General features: G+C 38.2%; 13 protein-coding genes and 1 tRNA gene. 12 read left to right on the top strand and 2 right to left on the bottom strand.

The annotated features are described in order from the left end of the window. Positions 1-22: 22 nt before the first annotated feature. Positions 23-1,705 (top strand): tetratricopeptide repeat protein, encoded by a 1,683-nt coding sequence (locus tag HMPREF9969_RS01445; RefSeq protein WP_009434058.1) that lies wholly within the window; start codon positions 23-25, stop codon positions 1,703-1,705. A gap of 58 nt (positions 1,706-1,763) precedes the next feature. Continuing rightward, positions 1,764-1,838: transfer RNA gene (locus HMPREF9969_RS01450), tRNA-Arg, on the top strand. Positions 1,839-1,908: 70 nt separating this feature from the next. On the opposite strand, the gene HMPREF9969_RS01455 is transcribed toward HMPREF9969_RS01450, so the two are convergent. Then, positions 1,909-3,483 (bottom strand): NAD(P)/FAD-dependent oxidoreductase, encoded by a 1,575-nt coding sequence (locus HMPREF9969_RS01455; protein ID WP_009434203.1) that lies wholly within the window; start codon positions 3,481-3,483, stop codon positions 1,909-1,911. Between the two features lie 146 nt (positions 3,484-3,629). Between HMPREF9969_RS01455 and thrA the strand changes: the two genes are divergently transcribed. Further along, positions 3,630-6,065 carry a bifunctional aspartate kinase/homoserine dehydrogenase I gene (gene thrA, locus HMPREF9969_RS01460; RefSeq protein ID WP_009434168.1) on the top strand — a complete coding sequence of 812 codons (2,436 nt, stop codon included), beginning with the start codon at positions 3,630-3,632 and terminating at the stop codon, positions 6,063-6,065. Between the two features lie 631 nt (positions 6,066-6,696). Here thrA and HMPREF9969_RS01465 read toward each other — a convergent pair. Then, positions 6,697-7,785: a 4Fe-4S binding protein gene (locus HMPREF9969_RS01465; RefSeq protein WP_009434047.1), complete on the bottom strand. Its 1,089-nt coding sequence runs from the start codon at positions 7,783-7,785 to the stop codon at positions 6,697-6,699. A 235-nt stretch (positions 7,786-8,020) separates the two neighbouring features. Between HMPREF9969_RS01465 and gcvT the strand changes: the two genes are divergently transcribed. The 9 genes from gcvT to pheT all read left to right on the top strand — a co-directional run bounded on the left by gcvT (position 8,021) and on the right by pheT (position 20,326). After that, positions 8,021-9,106, top strand: a complete 1,086-nt coding sequence (gene gcvT, locus HMPREF9969_RS01470) for a glycine cleavage system aminomethyltransferase GcvT (RefSeq protein WP_009434135.1) — start codon at positions 8,021-8,023, stop codon at positions 9,104-9,106. Positions 9,107-9,155: 49 nt separating this feature from the next. Continuing rightward, on the top strand, positions 9,156-9,539 hold the full coding sequence (gcvH, locus tag HMPREF9969_RS01475) for a glycine cleavage system protein GcvH (protein ID WP_009434089.1): 384 nt from the start codon (positions 9,156-9,158) through the stop codon (positions 9,537-9,539). Positions 9,540-9,636: 97 nt separating this feature from the next. Continuing rightward, a complete protein-coding gene (gene gcvPA, locus HMPREF9969_RS01480) occupies positions 9,637-10,947 on the top strand; it encodes an aminomethyl-transferring glycine dehydrogenase subunit GcvPA (RefSeq protein WP_009434189.1) in 1,311 nt (436 codons plus the stop codon). 28 nt (positions 10,948-10,975) lie between these two features. Continuing rightward, complete coding sequence (gene gcvPB / locus HMPREF9969_RS01485) at positions 10,976-12,466, top strand: aminomethyl-transferring glycine dehydrogenase subunit GcvPB (RefSeq protein WP_009434082.1); 1,491 nt, start codon at positions 10,976-10,978, stop codon at positions 12,464-12,466. A gap of 57 nt (positions 12,467-12,523) precedes the next feature. Next, positions 12,524-13,891 (top strand): dihydrolipoyl dehydrogenase, encoded by a 1,368-nt coding sequence (lpdA, locus tag HMPREF9969_RS01490; protein ID WP_009434066.1) that lies wholly within the window; start codon positions 12,524-12,526, stop codon positions 13,889-13,891. A 493-nt stretch (positions 13,892-14,384) separates the two neighbouring features. Next, on the top strand, positions 14,385-14,987 hold the full coding sequence (locus HMPREF9969_RS01495) for a riboflavin synthase (protein ID WP_009434156.1): 603 nt from the start codon (positions 14,385-14,387) through the stop codon (positions 14,985-14,987). Between the two features lie 255 nt (positions 14,988-15,242). Continuing rightward, positions 15,243-16,322: a sensor histidine kinase gene (locus HMPREF9969_RS01500; RefSeq protein WP_009434100.1), complete on the top strand. Its 1,080-nt coding sequence runs from the start codon at positions 15,243-15,245 to the stop codon at positions 16,320-16,322. After that, positions 16,297-17,007 carry a LytR/AlgR family response regulator transcription factor gene (locus HMPREF9969_RS01505; protein ID WP_009434182.1) on the top strand — a complete coding sequence of 237 codons (711 nt, stop codon included), beginning with the start codon at positions 16,297-16,299 and terminating at the stop codon, positions 17,005-17,007. The genes HMPREF9969_RS01500 and HMPREF9969_RS01505 overlap by 26 nt, the downstream gene beginning before the upstream one ends. A gap of 850 nt (positions 17,008-17,857) precedes the next feature. After that, positions 17,858-20,326 carry a phenylalanine--tRNA ligase subunit beta gene (gene pheT, locus HMPREF9969_RS01510; protein ID WP_009434159.1) on the top strand — a complete coding sequence of 823 codons (2,469 nt, stop codon included), beginning with the start codon at positions 17,858-17,860 and terminating at the stop codon, positions 20,324-20,326. The last annotated feature ends 12 nt before the right edge of the window (positions 20,327-20,338 follow it).

Here is a 20,338-nt window from a genome sequence, read left to right on the forward strand (position 1 = left end):
AGTCCTTAATTAAACATACGCAATGAAAGAAAGAATGAACATGAGAACGGGAAGTTTCATACTGTCTCTTATCTTACTGTTGGGAGTTTCTCTCAATGTCGTGGCACAATCTTCAGCTGTGAAGAAAGTGGCTGATGCCGCTTTTACATTAACAACCTTCAAAGCCGATGGTAGTATCTTGACTACCTCAAATGGTGTTTGTATTAGTGCTGATGGTGTTGCAGTGAGTCCTTGGAAACCTTTTATAGGTGCTGATAAAGCTGTAATCATTGATGCCAAAGGACAGAAACATGATGTTGTTTGTTTACTTGGTGCCAATGAAATCTATGATATTGTGAAGTTCTGCGTTAGTGGAAAGACGAACGCTGCTACTCTTACCAATACTGTTTCTACTGGTGAAGACACTTGGATAGTGCCAATGACAAAGAGTGGAACTCCAGAAAAGGCTAACGTGTTAAGTGTTGAGAAGTTCATAGATAAGTATAATTATACAATCCTTTCATCTTCTGCAACGGATAAGTTGAATGGTGCCCCTGTTGTAAATACAAAAGGGCAGGTCATTGGACTCTTCAATGCTTCTGGCTCAAATAAGAGTGCAGTGGATGTCAACTATGCAAAGGACTTCACATTGACGGGACTATCTCAAAATAATGCCACAATGAATCAGTGTAATCTTCGAATCGGTTTACCAAGTAAATTAGAGGATGCTCTTGTTGCGTTGATGTTATCTTCAGAGAAGTCGGCAAATATTCATGAGGAAACTATCAATGATTTCATTTCTAAATTCCCACAGGTTGCTGATGGCTACAATTCACAAGCTAATGTATTGATAGGGAAATCAAATTTCATAGAGGCTGATAAAGTGCTACAAATGGCTATTGCGAAAGCAAATATGAAGGATGAGGCTTATTATAATTATGCCAGAGCAATCTATTATAATGCTGTAAATCCAGCAAATAAAGACAAGATGAAGGGAGTTGATTGGACGCTTGATAAGGCTTTAGATCAGGTTAAAAAGGCTTATGCTATCAAACCTCTTAATGCTTATCGTCATCTGCAAGCACAAATTATTTTCGCAAAAGGTGATTATGCAAATGCCTATAATGAGTTTGACGCACTGACGAAGACTGATTTTAATAATCCAGAACTCTATCTTGAAATGGCACAGAGCCGTCAACATCTTGGTGCCTCTGATAAAGAACTCCTTGATTTGCTCAATAAGAGTATAGAACTTTGCGATACTCCTTATGTTGCAACTTCTGCACCTTATTTCTATATGCGTGGTCAGCAACTTGAAAAAATGGGAGAGTATCGTAAAGCAATGCAAGATTATTACACTTATGAATACTTCAATCAAGGACGCCTATCAGCCGATTTCTATTATATGCGTGAACAATGTGAGATAAAGGGGCGTTTATGGCAGCAAGCCTTACAAGATATTCTTATAGCCTCTCGCCTAGATCCCAAAGAAGCATTGTATCCTACTGAGGCTGGTAGTCTGTTGTTACGACTTAATAAAATGGATGCAGCTATCAGTGCAGCTCAACAAGCTATCCAACTCGACCCTTCACAAGCTGATGCTTATTTGATTCTTGGTATAGCCCAATGTGAGAATAAGCAGAAAGAAGAGGGACTCAAGAATATACAGAAAGCAAAAGAATTAGGTAATTCGCAGGCAGACTCTTTCTTGAAGAAATATCAATAAATATATTTGATAATTTGGCTGTACGGAATTAAATCAGTACCTTTGCACCCATAATGATGGTTCCGTAGCTCAGTTGGATTAGAGCAACAGCCTTCTAAGCTGTGGGTCTTGGGTTCGAACCCCAACGGAATCACCTATTGAAAAAAGTGTCTAAAACATTTGTTTTAGACACTTTTTCTTTTTTATTAGACTGCAATGTATCTCTATATTTGTTCGAGATAGGCGGATGCCATTTCTGCACAGCGTTCACCATCAATGCCTGCACTTACGATTCCACCTGCATATCCCGCTCCCTCGGCACAAGGGAAGAGTCCTTCTAATCGAATGTGCATGAGATTCTCATGATTACGTAGGATACGGACGGGCGAACTTGTTCGTGTCTCGGACGCAATCATAACCGCTTCATTTGTTAAGAAGCCATGTGCTTGCTTTCCGAAAGTTTTAAAAGCCTCTTGAAGACGTTTGGTAATGAATGACGGCATCCAGAAGTGGAGTGGACTAGAGATGAGACCTGGCGCATAACTTGCTTTAGGCAGATCATAAGATAGGCGGTTATTCACAAAATCAGCCATACGTTGTGCTGGAGCAGTCTGCTTGCGGTTACCTTGTAACCATGTGTCATGTTCCAATTTCTCTTGATAATGCATGATTCTAAGTAAGTCGTCGCCTTCAACATCCTCTGGATTAAGTTGTACAACCATACCAGAATTAGACCATTGCGTACCACGATTGGCAGGACTCATACCATTTGTTACTATTTGTTCAGGACCTGTTGCCGAAGGAATGACGAAGCCACCGGGACACATACAGAAAGAATAAACCCCGCGCCCTTGTGCTTGTGTGACGAAAGAATATTCGGCTGTAGGGAGATATTTACCTTTACCATTCTTATTATGGTATTGAATTTGGTCAATCAGATGTGAAGGATGTTCAAGACGAACGCCAACAGCAATACCTTTTGCCTCCATTTCGATATTAGCGTCGGCAAGATAACGATAAACATCACGTGCGGAGTGTCCAGTGGCTAGGATAACAGGACCAAAAAACTCTCGTGTAACGCTAATCGCATTGCGATTGTCAATAGCCTTCACACCTACAACCTTGTTGCCATCTAGTATCAAAGATGTCATTTTGGTTTGGAAATGCACCTCACCACCACAATCGAGAATCGTATTACGCATATTCTCAATCACACGTGGGAGCTTATCTGTACCAATATGTGGATGAGCATCAGCAAGAATAGAGGTAGACGCTCCATGTTGGCAAAATACATTTAGAATTTTATCAACGGGACCGCGTTTCTTGCTACGTGTATATAATTTGCCATCAGAATATGCGCCTGCACCGCCTTCACCAAAGCAATAATTCGATTCGGGGTCTACTTCCTGCGTTTTGGTAATTAAAGCCATATCCAACTTACGATCGCGCACATTCTTTCCTCGCTCCAAAACCACAGGGCGCAAACCTAGTTCGATGAGTTTTAAAGATGCGAACAAGCCACCAGGTCCCTCACCAACGACTATAACAGAGGGTTTATTGCTGACATCCTGATATTCAGTCTTCACGTAAGCATCATCCTGTGGGAACTCATTTACATAGACACGCACCTTCAGATTCACATAAATATCACGATGTCGTGCATCAATCGACCGCTTTAGAACCCTTACTCGATAAATAGTTTCTGGATCAAACCCTTTTTCTTGAGCAAGATATGCCTTTAAATTAGCCTCATTGTATGCAACTTGTGGTAAGACTCGTATCTGGAATTCCTCTGTCATATTGCTTTCTTTTTAGCGCAAAATTAGGTAAATATATCGAGAAAATCGTTGGCTATTGCAATATTTCTTATTATTTTTGCCCATAAGTTTTGTATTTCCTCCATTGTAAGGCGGATACCAAATAATAACCAACACATAAATCAGTAATGAAAGTATTAAAGTTTGGTGGAACATCCGTAGGTTCCGTATCAAGTATTCTTAGTTTAAAGCAGATAGTTGAGAAAGAAGCAAAGCACCAATCAATTATTGTTGTAGTAAGTGCTTTGGGTGGAATAACTGATCAGTTGATTAAAACCTCGTTGCTAGCTCGTGAAGGAGACGAAAGTTGGCGCAAAGAATTTGATGCGATGGTCGATCGTCATCATAAGATGATAGACACAATCATTACTGATACTAGCGAGCGAGAGCTGTTATTCAATAAGGTTGATACCCTCTTTGAGCAACTTCAGTCTATATATTATGGTGTATTCCTCATACATGATCTCAGTCATAAAACGCAAGATACGATAGAAAGTTATGGCGAACGATTGAGTTCTAATATTGTGGCATCACTTATCCGTGGTTCTAAATGGATGGATGCACGTAAGTTTATTAAGACTGAGAAGGAACATGGAAGGCAAAGGATTGATACAGAACTCACCAATCAATTAGTAAAAGATACTTTCAAAAGCCTACCACGTATCTCGATTGTCCCTGGATTTATTGCAGAAGATCGTGATACGGGAGATATAACGAACTTAGGAAGGGGCGGAAGTGACTATACGGCTTCCATTCTTGCTGCTGCGCTCGATGCAGAAGTCTTAGAGATTTGGACAGATGTGGATGGCTTTATGACCGCCGACCCACGTGTTATCAAGGAAGCCTATACCATCAACGAACTTTCTTATGCGGAGGCGATGGAGTTAAGCAACTTCGGTGCAAAGGTAATCTACCCGCCAACCATCTATCCCGTATGCGTAAAAAACATCCCCATCAGGGTGAAAAACACTTTCAACCCTACGGGAAAAGGAACGATTATCAAATCGAAGATAGAGAATAATCAGAAGCCTATCAAAGGAATCTCCTCTATTAAAGCCACAACCGTCATTACGGTCACCGGACTTTCAATGGTGGGAGTTGTCGGTGTGAACCGTCGTATCTTTAGTTCGCTGGCTGCAAATGGAATCAGCGTATTCTTAGTTTCTCAAGCAGCCTCAGAGAATAACACGTCAATTGGTGTGAAGGATGAGGATGCTGTCAATGCCGTTAACGTCTTAAATGAGGAATTTAAACTCGAAATTGAGGATGGGCGTATGTTCCCGATGTATGCCGAAAGCGGCTTAGCGACGGTTGCTATCGTTGGAGAGAATATGAAGCACTCGCCGGGCATAACTGGGAAATTGTTTGGAACGCTAGGACGTTCGGGTATAAGCATTATTGCCATTGCCCAAGGCGCATCAGAGATGAACATCTCTTTTGTAGTGAAAGGCTCCGATTTGAGGAAATCTTTGAACGTATTACATGATTCGTTTTTCCTATCCGAATACAAGGTTCTCAACCTTTTTATATGTGGTGTTGGAACTGTTGGTGGTAAGCTTATCGAACAAATAAAGAAACAATACGAAGAATTAAAACTACATTCTAATCTGAAACTGAATGTCGTTGGCATTGCTTCGTCCCGTAATGCTATCTTTAATCGTGAAGGTTTAGACCTTGATCATTATTCGGAAGAGCTAAAAGCGAGCGAACCTTCGAACCCAGAGAAGCTGCGTGATTCGATTTTACAGATGAATATTTTTAATTCTGTATTCGTGGATTGCACTGCCTCAAAGGATGTTGCCGACTTGTATCAATCTTTGTTAGAGAATAATATATCCGTCGTTGCAGCTAACAAGATAGCTGCTTCGGGACCATTTGAGGAGTATGAATTACTGAAACGTACCGCCTTACAACGTGGTGTGAAATTCCGTTTTGAGACAAACGTTGGAGCTGGTTTGCCAATCATTGGTACAATCAACGATTTACGTAATTCGGGGGATAAGATTTTAAAGATCGAAGCAGTCCTATCGGGCACACTTAATTTTATTTTTAATGAGATTAATGCGGATATTCCTTTCTCCGAAACCGTGAAACGAGCAAAGGAACAAGGCTATAGTGAGCCTGATCCTCGCATAGATTTGAGTGGAAAGGACGTCATTCGCAAGCTGGTTATCCTTACGCGTGAGGCTGGTTACAAGGTAAATCAAGAGGATGTTGAGAAAAATCTCTTTGTGCCTGACGAGTTTTTCAAGGGCTCTTTGGAGGATTTCTGGAAGAATTTGCCCAATCTTGATACTGATTTTGAGCAACGCCGACAAAGACTTTCCGAAGAAGGTAAGCGATGGCGTTTCGTAGCGACTATGGATAATGGTCGGACGAGTGTAGCGTTAAAGGAGGTAGCTGCTAATCATCCGTTCTATAATCTAGAAGGTTCAAATAATATCGTCCTATTGACGACGGAACGTTATAAGGAGTATCCCATGCAAATCCAGGGATATGGTGCAGGAGCCTCAGTGACGGCTGCAGGTGTTTTTGCGAACATTATGAGTATCGCCAATATATAAAAGGTGTAATTCGTGATAGATGAATAGAATTTCATCATTCCCAAACAGCGATTAGTAACGATTAAAATCAAGGGCAGACAACTTCGTCTGCCCTTAATTCATCCAGGATATGATTGAAATATCTTTTACATTCAGTTTTTCCATTCTAGCATTTTTGTAACGCAATTATAGGTTTTTTCTGGCGTATATATTGGCTTTTTGTAAAACGTACCTCCGTTTTTAGTGAAACGTACCTCCATTTTTAGTAAAACGTACCTCCGTTTTTAGTGAAATGTACCTCCATTTTTAATAAAACATACCTCCGTTTTTAATAAAACGATAGTACTTTTTACCTAAAACGATACTACTTTTTGCCCAAAACGATAGTACGTTTTATTCAGAAGCAAGTATGATTTTTGTAAGATATTGTATATCAGATTGTTATAAAGGACTAATGAAATCCTCTCAAAAATCGTATATTTGGGCGAGAATAAAGGTTGATTGAGTAAAAACGCAAATACAGCGTTGCAATTAGCAATATATTATTACAAAGTGCGAGAGCTATCCTTTTGTAAAAATCCTCCCTTAAGAAGCGGTTATTCGATGAGGCTCGACTGACAATTCCTGCCGTTTGCCAGTCGAGTTGGATTAATCAAATCAGTTTTTTTACTGATGTTGTCGAAGAGAGTTTAAATAGACTTCCCATCGGACAAACAAAGCGGCAGTAGGGACGCGGTACGAAGATTGACAATACAAGGAATAGGATTGCAATGAGAATGACAATCCAACCTGTTGATTGGAAGATGAAGGCAACGAACAATTCATAGTCCATCCATTTCGACCATACGCCTGCTAACATCAGAATCATTAGAACCCAGAATAAAATTTTACGGAAGTGTTCTAGGTTTTGCACCAGTCGTTTACTCATTTTCCATTTATGATGATTCGTCATTCCTACTAATTCTTGTGCTGCACCATAGGGACAAACATTCGAACAGTAATAATTCTTTTTGCCAAATAGGGGGTAGATAAAGGCGGTAATGAGCATTACGATGGGAATGAGTGATAGCCAAAAATTGATACCACCAGACATGAATCCGACAAGAACCGACCATGAAATGAAGGTTCCGCTCCATAGTCCTAAGATGGCAACATTTAATAAAAGTTGGAAAATGCGATAGCGTTTATTTTTTACAAACAGAGGAATGATAGCCGCCATTAGGACGACCAGCAAACCGATAAGCGACTTTGCCCGCAAATCCATCTTATCGAAGAGCGAAGGGCGTTCCATGTTTTTAGAAGCATATAGTAGTCCCGCCTTCATATTTCCTATGATTCCACGAGACGAATAGGTAGCTCCTGTCACACCGTCTACTTTCATTGCGAGTGCTTGCTTCGGCGTTTTGCCATTCCAACGGGTCAATAACTCGCTAGCCTCTTGGAAGAAATCAGGCGTCTCAGAGTTTTTTAATGCTTTTACCTTATCAATTTTACCTTTCTTAATATAGATTTCCAGTGGAACAGCCCCGCCGAATCCCTTTACGTCCTTAGCAAGATAAGTGGTATTAATAATGATTGTGCCATCATCTAATGTTCGGAGCGTATCAATTTTATTGGTTTTTGCAGTTTTTTCTTTATTAAATAAGCTATCTCCCCATAGCTTTCCATCTCGTTGTACGGCTGCTACTGCGATTACCAAAATACATGTAATCAATATAAATACTTGCTGTAACTTCTTCATAAATATATCCTAAACATCTAAGAATTGCGTTGCAAAAATACAAATTAATAATTTCTCACCTTTTATTATTATATAGATATAAGTTTGCTTATTCATAGTTTAACTTTGTTAACGATGTTTTAACAGGTTAAGCTTGTTGGTGAGTTTATTTCTTTGTACATTTGCGCAATCCATAAGATGAATACCTAAATCGATAATTTATCGTTGAGAAGTACAAATTAAAACCTAAACAAATATGAATAACAAAAGAACTTGCCTATATGACAAACATGTTACATTGGGCGCACTAATCACACCATTTGCTGGTTTTGATATGCCAATTCAGTATACTGGCATTACGGAAGAACATAACGCTGTAAGAGAACACTGTGGAGTTTTTGATGTTTCTCACATGGGAGAAGTGCTCGTTACTGGGCATGATGCAGAGAAATATATCAATCATATCTTCACAAATGATGTGACGGGGCTACCTGCAGGCAAGGTGTTATACGGAATGATGTGTTATCCAGATGGTGGAGTAGTAGATGATACTTGTATTTGCAAACTAGATGATCAAGTATTTCTCATGACAATCAATGCGTCAAATATAGAAAAGGACGTGGCATGGATTGAAGAAAATGCGAAAGGATATGATGTTATTCTAGAAAATAAGAGTGAGGCTTACGGACAATTAGCTTTGCAAGGTTCAGAAGCAGAAGAGAAAATGGAGAGCGTCTTAGGACTTAGTACGAAAGAATTGAAGTTCTATGAAGTGAGACAAGTAAAGGTAGGTGACGAAATTATTATTGTTTCTCGCACGGGTTATACAGGAGAAGATGGTTTTGAAATCTATGGTTCTCCAAAATATATCAATGAAGCATGGGATAAACTCATAGCAGCTGGCGTTACACCTTGTGGGCTTGGCTGTCGCGATACATTGCGTTTTGAGGTAGGACTCCCTTTGTATGGTAATGAATTAACAGATAAAATCTCTCCTGTAATGGCTGGTTTATCTATGTTTGTTAAGTTGGATAAAGAAGAGTTCATAGGAAAAGAAGCACTTCAAAAGCAGAAAACAGAGGGAGTAAGCCAGCGTCTTCGTGGTATAGTTCTAGATGCCAACGCTATTCCTCGTCATGGATATAAGGTGCTGAAGGATGGAGAAGAGGTAGGCGTGGTAACAACTGGCTATCGCTTAATATCCACACCAAAGAGTTGTGCTGTAGCTTTGGTTGATGGTTCTATCCAGTTGGGCGACAAGCTAGAGATACAAATCCGAAAGAAATCATTCTCTGGAGTGGTTGCTAAAAAGAAATTCTACGATAAGCATTATAAGAAGTAATGCTTTTATAAGATATGATTTGAATTAAAAACCTAAAAAATAAATTATTATGACTAAAGTAGTTGAAGGACTCTATTATTCAGAGTCACACGAGTTCGTTAAAGTTGCAGGTAATGTTGGTTATATCGGTATCACTGATTATGCACAGCATGCGTTAGGTAATATTGTTTATGTCGATATGCCAGAAGTAGATGATGAGATTGAAGTTGATGAAGATTTCGGCGCAATAGAGAGTGTGAAAGCAGCATCCGACCTTAAAGCTCCCGTTTCTGGTAAAGTTTTAGAAATCAATGAGGCTTTAGAGGATGAACCAGGTTTGCTAAACAAAGATGCTTTTGATAATTGGATTATAAAGGTGGAACTTTCTGATACATCAGAATTGAAAGATCTTATGGATTCCAAAGCTTACGAAGAGTTCTGTTCTGAAGATTAAAGATAGATAAGGATTATTTTCTAATTACGTTCTTATTAAGAAGAATATCAGATAAATGGTTTTATCTATATCATACACCTAAACAACTCTATACGAAATGAACCATAAGTTTTTTCCTCATACAAATGAAGAGGTTCGGCAAATGCTAGAGCGAATCGGCTTCAATGATCTTGAAATGCTCTATTCGGAAATACCAGAAGAGATTCGCTTTACGGGAGAATACGATATTCCGAATGCTATGAGCGAACTTGAGATACGTTCTTTTTTTGATAAACTCGGTAAAAAGAACAATATGCTTACTTGCTTTGCTGGTGGGGGAGTATATGACCATTATACCCCAAGTGCTGTTCCAAATCTTGTGAGTCGCTCAGAATTCCTCACTTCTTATACGCCTTATCAAGCCGAAATTTCTCAAGGAACACTTCATTATATCTTTGAATTTCAGAGTATGATGGCGGAGTTAACAGGTATGGATATTGCCAACGCCTCAATGTATGAAGGAACTACCGCTACAGCTGAAGCCATGATGGTGGCTTTCGATAATAGTAAAAAAGCTGATACTATCCTTTATTCTGCTGCTTTGAATGAGAATATTATAGCGGTATTAAAGACTTATGCGTTCTTTCATGGAGTTAAACTCAAGGCTATTGAGACGACAGAAGGTACTACCTCGCTTGATGAATTGAAAAAGCAAATGGCAGTAGGAGGTATTGCGGGTGTTATAGTTCAACAGCCTAATCGCTATGGTATAATAGAAGATTTTACTGGTTTCTCTGATGTTTGTCACGAGAATAAAGCTATGTTTATCATCAATAGTGTTGCTTCTGATCTAGCATTGCTTAAGACTCCTGGAGAATGGGGAGCAGATCTTGCTGTTGGTGATATTCAAAGTCTTGGATTACCAATGAGCTTTGGTGGACCTTATGCTGGTTATATGTGTTCTACTCAGAAGTTAATGCGTAAACTCCCAGGACGTATTGTTGGTGAGACGCGTGATAATCGTGGACAACGTGTGTTTGTTCTTACACTTCAAGCACGTGAACAACATATTCGTCGCCAGAAAGCAACATCAAATATCTGCTCGAACCAAAGTTTGATGGCTCTATATGCAACAATTTATATGAGTCTTATGGGGAAAGAAGGTATGAAAGAGGCGGCTCAGTTAAGTTATGATGGTGCTCATTATCTTTGTGAAAAACTTATTAGTACGGGTAAAGCTAAGTTAGTTTACAATAAAGAATTCTTTAATGAGTTCCTCGTTGAAATGCAAGATAGGGATGCTTTCTTTGATAAGGCAATAGAAAAAGGTTTTCTCCCAGGTATAAAAGTTGGGAAAGATAAGCTCCTTATTGCTGTAACAGAGAAGCGTACAAAGGATGAGGTCGATTCCTTTATTGAATTATTCTAGTTATATAATGTCTAAATCATAAGTTGCAATGAATAATAAGTTATATGGCAATCTAATATTTGAGTTGTCTCATCCCGGTAGACGTGCTTATAGTTTACCTGAAAATAATTTTGGAAGTTATAATTTGCCATCATCATGTAAACGAGAAAAGGATGCGGAACTTCCAGAATGTGACGAACTCACAGTAGTTAGGCATTATACAAATCATAGTGGAAATAACTTCGGAGTGGATAACGGGTTCTATCCTCTTGGTTCTTGTACAATGAAGTATAATCCAACGATTAATGAAGAAATTGCCGCAATGCCTTCCTTTACAGGACTTCATCCTCGTCAACCTATTGAAACGGTGCAAGGTGCTTTGGAAATTGAATATAATATTCAGCGTGCATTGGCTTCAATAACAGGTATGGCTGATGTCACGCTCAACCCTTATGCAGGTGCTCATGGTGAATTAACAGGATTGATGATCATTTCTTCCTATCATCTTCAGCGTGGAGATACTAAGCGCAAAAAAGTTATAGTACCGGATTCTGCTCATGGAACAAACCCTGCTTCTGCAGCTGTATGTGGTCTTGAAGTCGTTGAAGTGAAAAGTACAGAGAATGGACTCGTCGATCTTGATGATCTTAAGAAACTATTGGGGGATGATATTGCTGGTATGATGATGACGAATCCCAATACTCTTGGTTTATTTGAAAAGGATATTCCTGAAATAGCACGTTTAGTTCATGATTGCGGTGGATTACTATATTATGATGGTGCTAACCTTAATCCATTGTTAGGAATAGCGCGTCCAGGCGATATGGGATTTGATGTTATCCATCTTAACCTTCACAAAACATTCTCGACTCCTCATGGTGGTGGTGGTCCTGGCTCTGGTCCTGTCGGTATTTGTGAGAAGTTAATACCATTCCTTCCTAAGCCTCACGTATGTAAAAGCGATGAGGGTTTTTATATAGCAGAATCAAAGTTGGACGAAGAGGAATCTCTTGGTAATATCCATATTGGAGGTTATTTAGGTAATTTCCTTGTTATTCTTCGTGCCTATACATATATACTTACTTTAGGAAAGAATCATATAAAGGAAGTAGGCTTATTGGCGACATTAAATGCTAATTACATAAAAGAAAGCCTGAAAGATGATTATGAGCTTCCTATAGATATGCTCTGTAAACATGAATTTGTGTTTGATGGATTAAAAGATAAGAGTACGGGAATAACGACGATGGATGTTGCTAAACGTCTTTTGGATTATGGTTATCATGCTCCTACAATTTACTTCCCTCTCTTATTCCATGAGGCCATGATGATTGAACCAACAGAGAATGAAAGTAAAGAAACCATAGATGGATTCATTAAGACAATGCATATCATAGCTAAGGAAGCAATAGAGAGTCCAGAACTTTTGAAAGAGGCTCCGCACAATACTCCTATTGGAAGAGTGGATGATGTCCTTGCAGCAAAACATCCTATCTTGACCTTTCAACAGCTAGTTAATGATAAGGGTGAAGAATCTTAATTTGTGTTTGTGAAAAGTCTATATTGAATATAATAAATCTATTTAATAAGGATCTATATGGATAAAACAGATTTATTGATTATCGGTTCGGGACCTGGCGGTTACCGAACCGCTTCTTACGCAGCTAAGAATGGTTTACATGTAACTATTATCGAAAAAGATCAACTAGGAGGAACATGTCTTAACGCAGGATGTATTCCTACTAAATGTCTTGCACATGATGCAGAGGTCCGTATAGCAGCTCTTTCTTCTTTAGACACTTTTCCTTCACTTGATTTTGTGAAAGTGATGGAAAGAAAGAATGGGGTACTTAGCCAGTTAAGGGAGGGGATTAATACATTACTTAATCAGCCAAATATCAATTTAATAAAAGGGGAAGCACATTTCGTTTCTGACTATATTGTTGAAGTTGGTGACAGGAAAATAGAAGCAAAGAATATTATTATAGCAACTGGATCTCAAGCAAAGCTGCCACCTTTTATTAATAGAGAAGATTATTTAAATAGTCCTACGCTTAAGCGTTCGGTTGTCACTTCTACAGAACTTCTTTCTATTGACGAACTCCCCAAACGACTTATTATTATAGGTGCAGGAGTTATTGGTATGGAGTTCGCTTCAGCATTTGCTGCTTTCGGATGTCAGGTGGTTGTTGTAGAATACATGAAGGAGTGTCTTCCTATGATAGATAGTGATATTGCAAAACGTCTAAGGAAAATGCTAGAGAAGCGAGGAGTAACATTCTATATGCAAAGTGCTGTTGAAAAAGTTATTCCTCCAACAGAGGAGGATAATGTGGATACCATTGTTGTCTTTAATAAAAAAGAAAAAGAGATAAAATTAGAGGCAGACCTAGTCCTTGTAGCTACTGGTAGACAACCTAACGTGATGGATATTGGGCTAGATTCAACAAATATAGAATATTCTCTCAAAGGAATCCCTGTTGATAAGAACATGGAAACCAACATTAAGGGCGTTTATGCTATTGGAGATGTAAATGCTCGTCAGATGTTAGCGCATGCAGCTACTTTCCAAGGATTCCGTGCTGTTAATCATATTTTAAGTAAGCAGGATAATATTCGTCTTGAGATTATGCCTTCTGCAATCTTCACTTATCCAGAGGCTGCGTGTGTGGGTAAGACGGAAGAGCAATGTAAAGAAACTGGGGTTAAGTACACAATACGAAAAGGTTTCTATCGATCAAATGGTAAAGCGCTAAGTATGAATGAAACGGAAGGTATGATTAAAATCCTGATAGGAGAAGATGGTCTAATCCTTGGTGGACATGCTTATGGAAGTCATTCTGCAGATCTCATACAAGAGCTCTCTGCTCTAATGAATCGTGATACTACATTAGACGAAATATGTGATATTATTCATATTCATCCAACCCTTAGTGAAATATTACAAGATACATTAATTGGTTGAAATAAGAGGTTTATTAAGTGTAAGTCCTATAAAGATATAAACAATTTAATTACAAATTGTTTGGATGATCAGGAACTTTATACTAACTTTGCACACCGAAAGGATACAGATTTAGTCGTATCGATTCGATTGGGATAGTCATCAAATAAATTAGAAAACCCGAGATGACTTCTTTTGTTAATGGCGGGCCACATAAATCGCATTATGCGACTAAGCCGCAAGGTCAGTGGATTACAAAGACGAGGAGCTCTCTTATCATTGATACTCGGACTTTTCATCACATCATCGATACGACTCTTCCATTTCCCAACTATATAAGATGAGGGAATTGAGGTGAGATTCCTACATAGGAGTCTCACCTTTTTATATGTGTCTAATTTATTAACTAAATCTTAAAAGCTCCATGTGAAAGATAGTTGTCCTTATATTATATGGCAGATGACATAAGCACTAACTACTATCCTCTAAAGGAGAAAAGAAAGGAATTAATTATATGTTCTCAGGAATTGTAGAAGAGATGGCTCAATTGGTTCATATAGAACACGAACAGGAAAATATCCATTTTACTTTTCGTTGTTCATTTACAAATGAATTAAAGATAGACCAAAGTATAGCTCATAATGGAGTATGTCTCACAGTAGTTCGTTTTGAAAACGAAACATATACTGTTACAGCGATGAAAGAAACACTTGAGCGTTCAAATCTGGGCTTACTTAAAGTAGGAGATAGGATTAATATTGAGCGTTCAATGATGATGAATGGACGTTTAGATGGTCACATCGTGCAAGGTCATGTAGATCAAACTGCTAAATGTATCAACATGGAGGATGCTGATGGGAGTACATACTATACTTTTGAGTATCCCCTTAATCGTGAAATGGCTCAAAAAGGCTATTTCTCTGTAGATAAAGGTTCAATAACAGTAAATGGAGTGTCTCTCACCGTTTGTAATCCTACTGATAATAGTTTTAAAGTAGCGATTATACCATACACAAAGGAAAATACGAACTTTGCGGATATAAAACTTGGCTCAATCGTTAATATTGAGTTTGATATAATCGGTAAATATATTGCAAGACTTCAGCACTATGAATGATAGTCGCATACAATATCATTTATCAAAATAACAAACAAGTTATTTAGTCTAAAAACGCATGTCTTTTGACATGCGTTTTTTGTATGAATGAGATCTTATAATATAAAAATTAGTTAATTACAGGCTTTTAGTATAGACATTCAAGATGATTAATGTAAAATAAACTCACATATTCAGATAATACATTTTTTTTACAGAAAGTTTTATTATCTTTGTTTGCGAATTTGTGATAGATACGATCAATAAGTAGTAATAATGAGGAAACAAATTTATACATCAAAGGTGTTTTGGAGTCAGATAGTACTTTGGCTTCCATTGTTCCTCGTGCCTATCATATACTCACCTTTTGGTTTATTTTCATGGCAAGAGAGCTTATATCAATATATAGTCCCATTGTCAATGATGATAGTGGCTTATGTCAATTATTTCGTTTTTGCTCCAAAGTTGTTAAAAGGAGATGAGAGAGAATTCTGGATTTATAATGTTATTCTCATCTTATTTTTGTCCGTAGCACAACATGAGTGGTTGTACTATACAGGTACGGAACGATATATTATATCATTCTCCTATCAATTGTTATTACAGAATGAGGAAGAAAACATAAACCCACATCTTTTCTTTATTACTCGCAATATCTTTAATCTTAGTATATGTGCAGGTGCGGCAACATCTGTATTGATGGCGCAACGCTGGTCAAAGGCTGAAGAAGAGAAGAGAGAAGCTGAAACTGCAATGACAAAAGCTGAACTAATTAATCTTCGACAGCAGGTGAACCCACACTTCTTACTTAACACAATGAATAACATCTATGCGCTTACAGCTTTTGATACGGAGAAAGCGCAGAAAGCAATCATTGATCTTTCAAAGATGTTGCGCCATATACTTTATGATTATCAGCAACCCTACGTAAGTTTGAAGGAGGAGGTAGAATTTTTGAACAACTATATTGAGTTAATGATGATTCGTTTACCTGATAATGTTGATATCAAACGAGAGTGCAACCTTCCAGAGCCTTGTAATATACAAGTTGCTCCAATGATATTTATATCACTTCTTGAGAATGCGTTTAAGCATGGGATCAGTCCTAGTCATAAGAACTTTATTCACATTTTATTGGATGCGAATGACGAACGTATAGTTTTTGCTATAGAGAACAGTCATCATCCGAAGACTAAAGAAGAAAGAAGTGGACATGGTATAGGGCTTAAGCAAGTTGAACGTCGTTTAGAGCTAGCTTACCCAGGTAAGTATCAATGGAAAAAGAAATACGATAGTAAAATGAACATATATTCGTCTAAAATAATTATCTATGACACTAAACTGTATAATCATTGATGATGAGCCATTAGCAGCAGGTTTATTAGCTAGCTATGCGAAGAAGACTCTATTTTTAAATCTGGTTGGAGTATTTAATAGTGCTGTAGAAGGGATAAAATGTATTCGTGAAAATAAGGTAGACCTTATTTTCTTAGACATTCAAATGCCCGAACTAAGTGGGTTAGAGTTTGCTCGGATTCTACCAAAAGAAACCAAAATAATATTTACAACAGCATTCAGTCAATATGCCATAGAGGGTTACAAAGCTAATGCTGTTGACTATTTAATGAAGCCTATTAGCTATGATGATTTCTTGGCTGGAGCTAATCGTGCGTTAGATTGGTTCAATAGTCTTCATCAGTCAGAGAACGCTTTCGGTGATCGTTTCATCTTTGTAAAGAGTGATTATAAGTTAGTTAAGATCATGTTTGACGATATTCTTTACATAGAAGGCTTGAAAGATTATGTAAGGATATATCTCACAGGTAATCATGAGCCTATCATGAGCCTTATGAATATGAAGAAGATAGAGGAGTCTCTGCCTCGACCAGAATTCATGCGTATTCATAGATCTTACATTGTTCACATGAAGAATATTGACGGAGTCGATCGTCTTCGTGTCGTTATTGGTAATGCTGTTCTTCCAATATCTGATAGTTATAAAAGTAAGTTACAGGATTTCTTAGATGGACATACTTTGTAATTTGTCATCCAATATATAGAAGGTAGTTAGGTTTTTCCTAACTACCTTTTTTTATGTTATTAGCGTTATATAAACTCTTTATTTAGGGGATGATTCGCTTCCAAGTTAAGGGGATAACTGTTCATTATTTATTACACGATACTCTATAACTATCACTAATATTCCAGGCTAAGTTGTGTCATTTCGAGGGGTAAAGTTGAGGAGTAATAGGTGCTAAATGAATATCATTTCTTTATTATAGTAAAAGTAAAACAAATAGGTTATAAATACTTGATTGATAGGATAAATTAATTTTCTTGTTCTATTTATATCTAATATCTTTTGAAGTTATATCTCATACTGGTTTGTACTTTAAGTTAGAGGTCGTTTGTACTTTAAGTTAAACCTTGATTATACTTTAAGTTAAACGTCCCTCGTACTTTAAGTTAAACGTTAATAGTACTCAAAGTTAGAAGTCAACTAAACTTTATTTGATTATTGAATAAAATCATAATTGATTCTCTCAAGTATCTGTTATAATTAAATAGGGGACAATATGTTACTATATGAACGTATTTTATTTTGAAGTTCTTTTGTCTCCTAATCATGTATTCTGTTGCACTTTCGTAATCCTTTTGATAGTTAAGAAAGTTACTTTTATTATCTTTAGCTGTAATAAAAAATCATTTAGAGTAGACTATGTTCTTACCCACTTCATAGAATAGTGTGGATGCTTCTGCTTATTAGGTATGGATGTTGCTTACAGGTAGAATCCTCTTACTTTGGTGGCTTTTTTCAGTCATCCCTTTGCCATATCTTAATTTTTTAGTAATTTTGCATGTATTTTTGGAATAAACAATATATCTAGATAATGAAGATTTCATACAAATGGCTAAAGGAATACGTTGACTTTGACCTTACTCCACAGGAGACGGCGGACGCGTTGACATCTACTGGTTTGGAAGTTGACGCATTGGAAGAGGTTGAAACGATACGTGGCGGACTCAAGGGTCTCTTTGTTGGTAAAGTATTGACTTGTGAGGCGCACCCTAATTCAGATCATCTTCACGTTACAACCGTAGACTTAGGCAAAGGGGAACCACAGCAAATTGTTTGTGGTGCTCCCAATGTAGCTGCAGGGCAGAAGGTTATTGTAGCTGATCTTGGTTGTGTGCTCTATGATGGCGACAAGGAATTTGCAATTAAGAAGAGTAAACTGCGTGGCGTTGAAAGTCTTGGCATGATCTGTGCGGAGGACGAAATAGGTGTCGGTACAGCTCACGATGGAATAATAGTTTTACCAGAAGATGCACCAGTAGGTCAGCCTGCTGCAGAGTATTATCATTTGGATAGCGACTGGCTAATTGATATAGATATCACTGCTAACCGTGCCGATGCTCTTAGTCATTATGGAGTGGCTCGTGATCTTTACGCTTGGCTCACACAGAACGGCTATAAGACATCGCTTCATCGTCCTAATTGTGATGCCTTTGTAGTTGATAATCATGATCTTCCAATCGAGGTAACTATCGATAATCCCGAGGCATGCCGTCGCTATGCTTGTTTGAGTATTACCGATTGCGAGGTTAAAGAAAGCCCACAATGGTTGAAAGATAAGTTGAATGTCATTGGTTTGCGCCCCATCAATAACATCGTAGACATTACTAATTATATCATGATGGCGTATGGTCAGCCAATGCACAGCTTTGATGCAGACATGGTGAAGGGTCACCATATCATTGTAAAAGACAATAACGAGGGAAAGAAGTTCGTTACACTCGATGGTGAGGAGCACATTCTAGGTGAGCATGACCTTGCCATTTGTAATGAGGACGAACCGATGTGTATTGCTGGTGTCTTTGGTGGAAAGGGTAGTGGTACTTATGAGACCACTCGTAACGTGGTTCTAGAGAGTGCTTACTTCCATCCAACATGGATACGTAAGAGTGCTCGTCGTCATGGGTTATCTACTGATGCTAGCTTCCGTTTTGAGCGTGGCATTGATCCAAATGGCGTTATCTATGCACTCAAGCAAGCAGCTATTCTTTGTAAAGAATTGGCAGGAGGCAAGATCAGTATGGAGATTCGTGATGAGTATCCTACAAAGATGTCCGACTTCCCAGTTCGTTTAAATTACGAGTATTGTGATCGCCTCATTGGTAAGAAACTTGGCAATGATGTTATTAAGCGAATTGCCGAAAGCCTTGAGATGAAGGTAGTGAAGGAAGATGCTGAAGGTTTAGATTTATTAGTCCCAGCCTATCGTGTGGATGTTCAGCGTCCTTGTGATGTTGTAGAGGATATACTTCGTATCTATGGATATAATAATGTAGAGATTCCAACAACGTTGAAGTCTTCATTGACGATAGCAGAGGATGCTGATAAAGAGTACCATAAGGAGAATATCATTGGTGAGCAGCTTGTAGGTGAAGGCATCTTAGAGATTATGAACAACTCTTTAACTAAGGCTTCTTACTATGAGGAGACTGGTTTTAATGCTTATCCTTGGGAAGAAACAGTAAAGGTGATGAATCCACTATCAGTTGACTTGGGGGTAATGCGTCAGACCTTACTCTTTGGTGGTTTGGAGAGCATTGTTCGTAACGTTAATCGTAAAGCACAGAACCTCCGCTTCTTTGAGGTGGGCAATGTCTATAAGTACGATAAGGAGAAATGGTCAGAAGAAAGCCCAGTAAAGGCTTATGTACAAGATCATCACATTGCCTTATGGGTAACAGGTAAACATATTCAAGGATCATGGGCACACCCAGACGAGGATAGTTCTTTCTATGAGTTGAAGGCATACGTTGAAAATATCCTTCGCCGTATAGGTGTACCACAAGGTTTGTTGGTTTGTACTAATTCGGACAATAATGCTTTCGATAAGGCACTTGTCTTGAAGACACGTGCAGGCAAGGCGTTGGTAGAAATGGGAATCGTTAATCATAAGGTTCTGAAGAGTTTTGATATAGAGCAGAAGGTTTATTATGCAGAGCTTGATTGGACTGGCTTGATGAAAGCAACTCGCAAGAATAAGTTGCAGTTCCACGAGATTTCTAAGTACCCTGCAGTAAGTCGCGACCTTGCATTATTGGTTGATAATAATGTAGAGTTTGCTCAGATAGAAGAGATAGCACGTCAGACAGATAAGAAACAGTTGAAGCGTGTGGAACTCTTCGATGTTTATCAGGGTAAGAACTTACCAGAAGGAAAGAAGAGCTATGCCGTTAACTTCATTCTTCAGGATGAGACAAAGACGCTCAACGATAAGGCTATCGATGCTATCATGCAGAAATTAATTAAGAATTTAACAAATAAACTAGGAGCAGAACTCCGTTAATAAGAAAATCCA

The sequence above is a fragment of the Prevotella sp. oral taxon 306 str. F0472 genome, from assembly GCF_000257925.1.
GTDB classification, from domain to species: domain Bacteria; phylum Bacteroidota; class Bacteroidia; order Bacteroidales; family Bacteroidaceae; genus Prevotella; species Prevotella vespertina.

Coding starts and splice junctions, on each gene's coding strand:
- HMPREF9969_RS01445 (WP_009434058.1), top strand. CDS start 23: ATGAAAGAAAGAATGAACATGAGAACGGGAAGTTTCATACTGTCTCTT.
- HMPREF9969_RS01455 (WP_009434203.1), bottom strand. CDS start 3,483: ATGACAGAGGAATTCCAGATACGAGTCTTACCACAAGTTGCATACAAT.
- thrA (WP_009434168.1), top strand. CDS start 3,630: ATGAAAGTATTAAAGTTTGGTGGAACATCCGTAGGTTCCGTATCAAGT.
- HMPREF9969_RS01465 (WP_009434047.1), bottom strand. CDS start 7,785: ATGAAGAAGTTACAGCAAGTATTTATATTGATTACATGTATTTTGGTA.
- gcvT (WP_009434135.1), top strand. CDS start 8,021: ATGAATAACAAAAGAACTTGCCTATATGACAAACATGTTACATTGGGC.
- gcvH (WP_009434089.1), top strand. CDS start 9,156: ATGACTAAAGTAGTTGAAGGACTCTATTATTCAGAGTCACACGAGTTC.
- gcvPA (WP_009434189.1), top strand. CDS start 9,637: ATGAACCATAAGTTTTTTCCTCATACAAATGAAGAGGTTCGGCAAATG.
- gcvPB (WP_009434082.1), top strand. CDS start 10,976: ATGAATAATAAGTTATATGGCAATCTAATATTTGAGTTGTCTCATCCC.
- lpdA (WP_009434066.1), top strand. CDS start 12,524: ATGGATAAAACAGATTTATTGATTATCGGTTCGGGACCTGGCGGTTAC.
- HMPREF9969_RS01495 (WP_009434156.1), top strand. CDS start 14,385: ATGTTCTCAGGAATTGTAGAAGAGATGGCTCAATTGGTTCATATAGAA.
- HMPREF9969_RS01500 (WP_009434100.1), top strand. CDS start 15,243: ATGAGGAAACAAATTTATACATCAAAGGTGTTTTGGAGTCAGATAGTA.
- HMPREF9969_RS01505 (WP_009434182.1), top strand. CDS start 16,297: ATGACACTAAACTGTATAATCATTGATGATGAGCCATTAGCAGCAGGT.
- pheT (WP_009434159.1), top strand. CDS start 17,858: ATGAAGATTTCATACAAATGGCTAAAGGAATACGTTGACTTTGACCTT.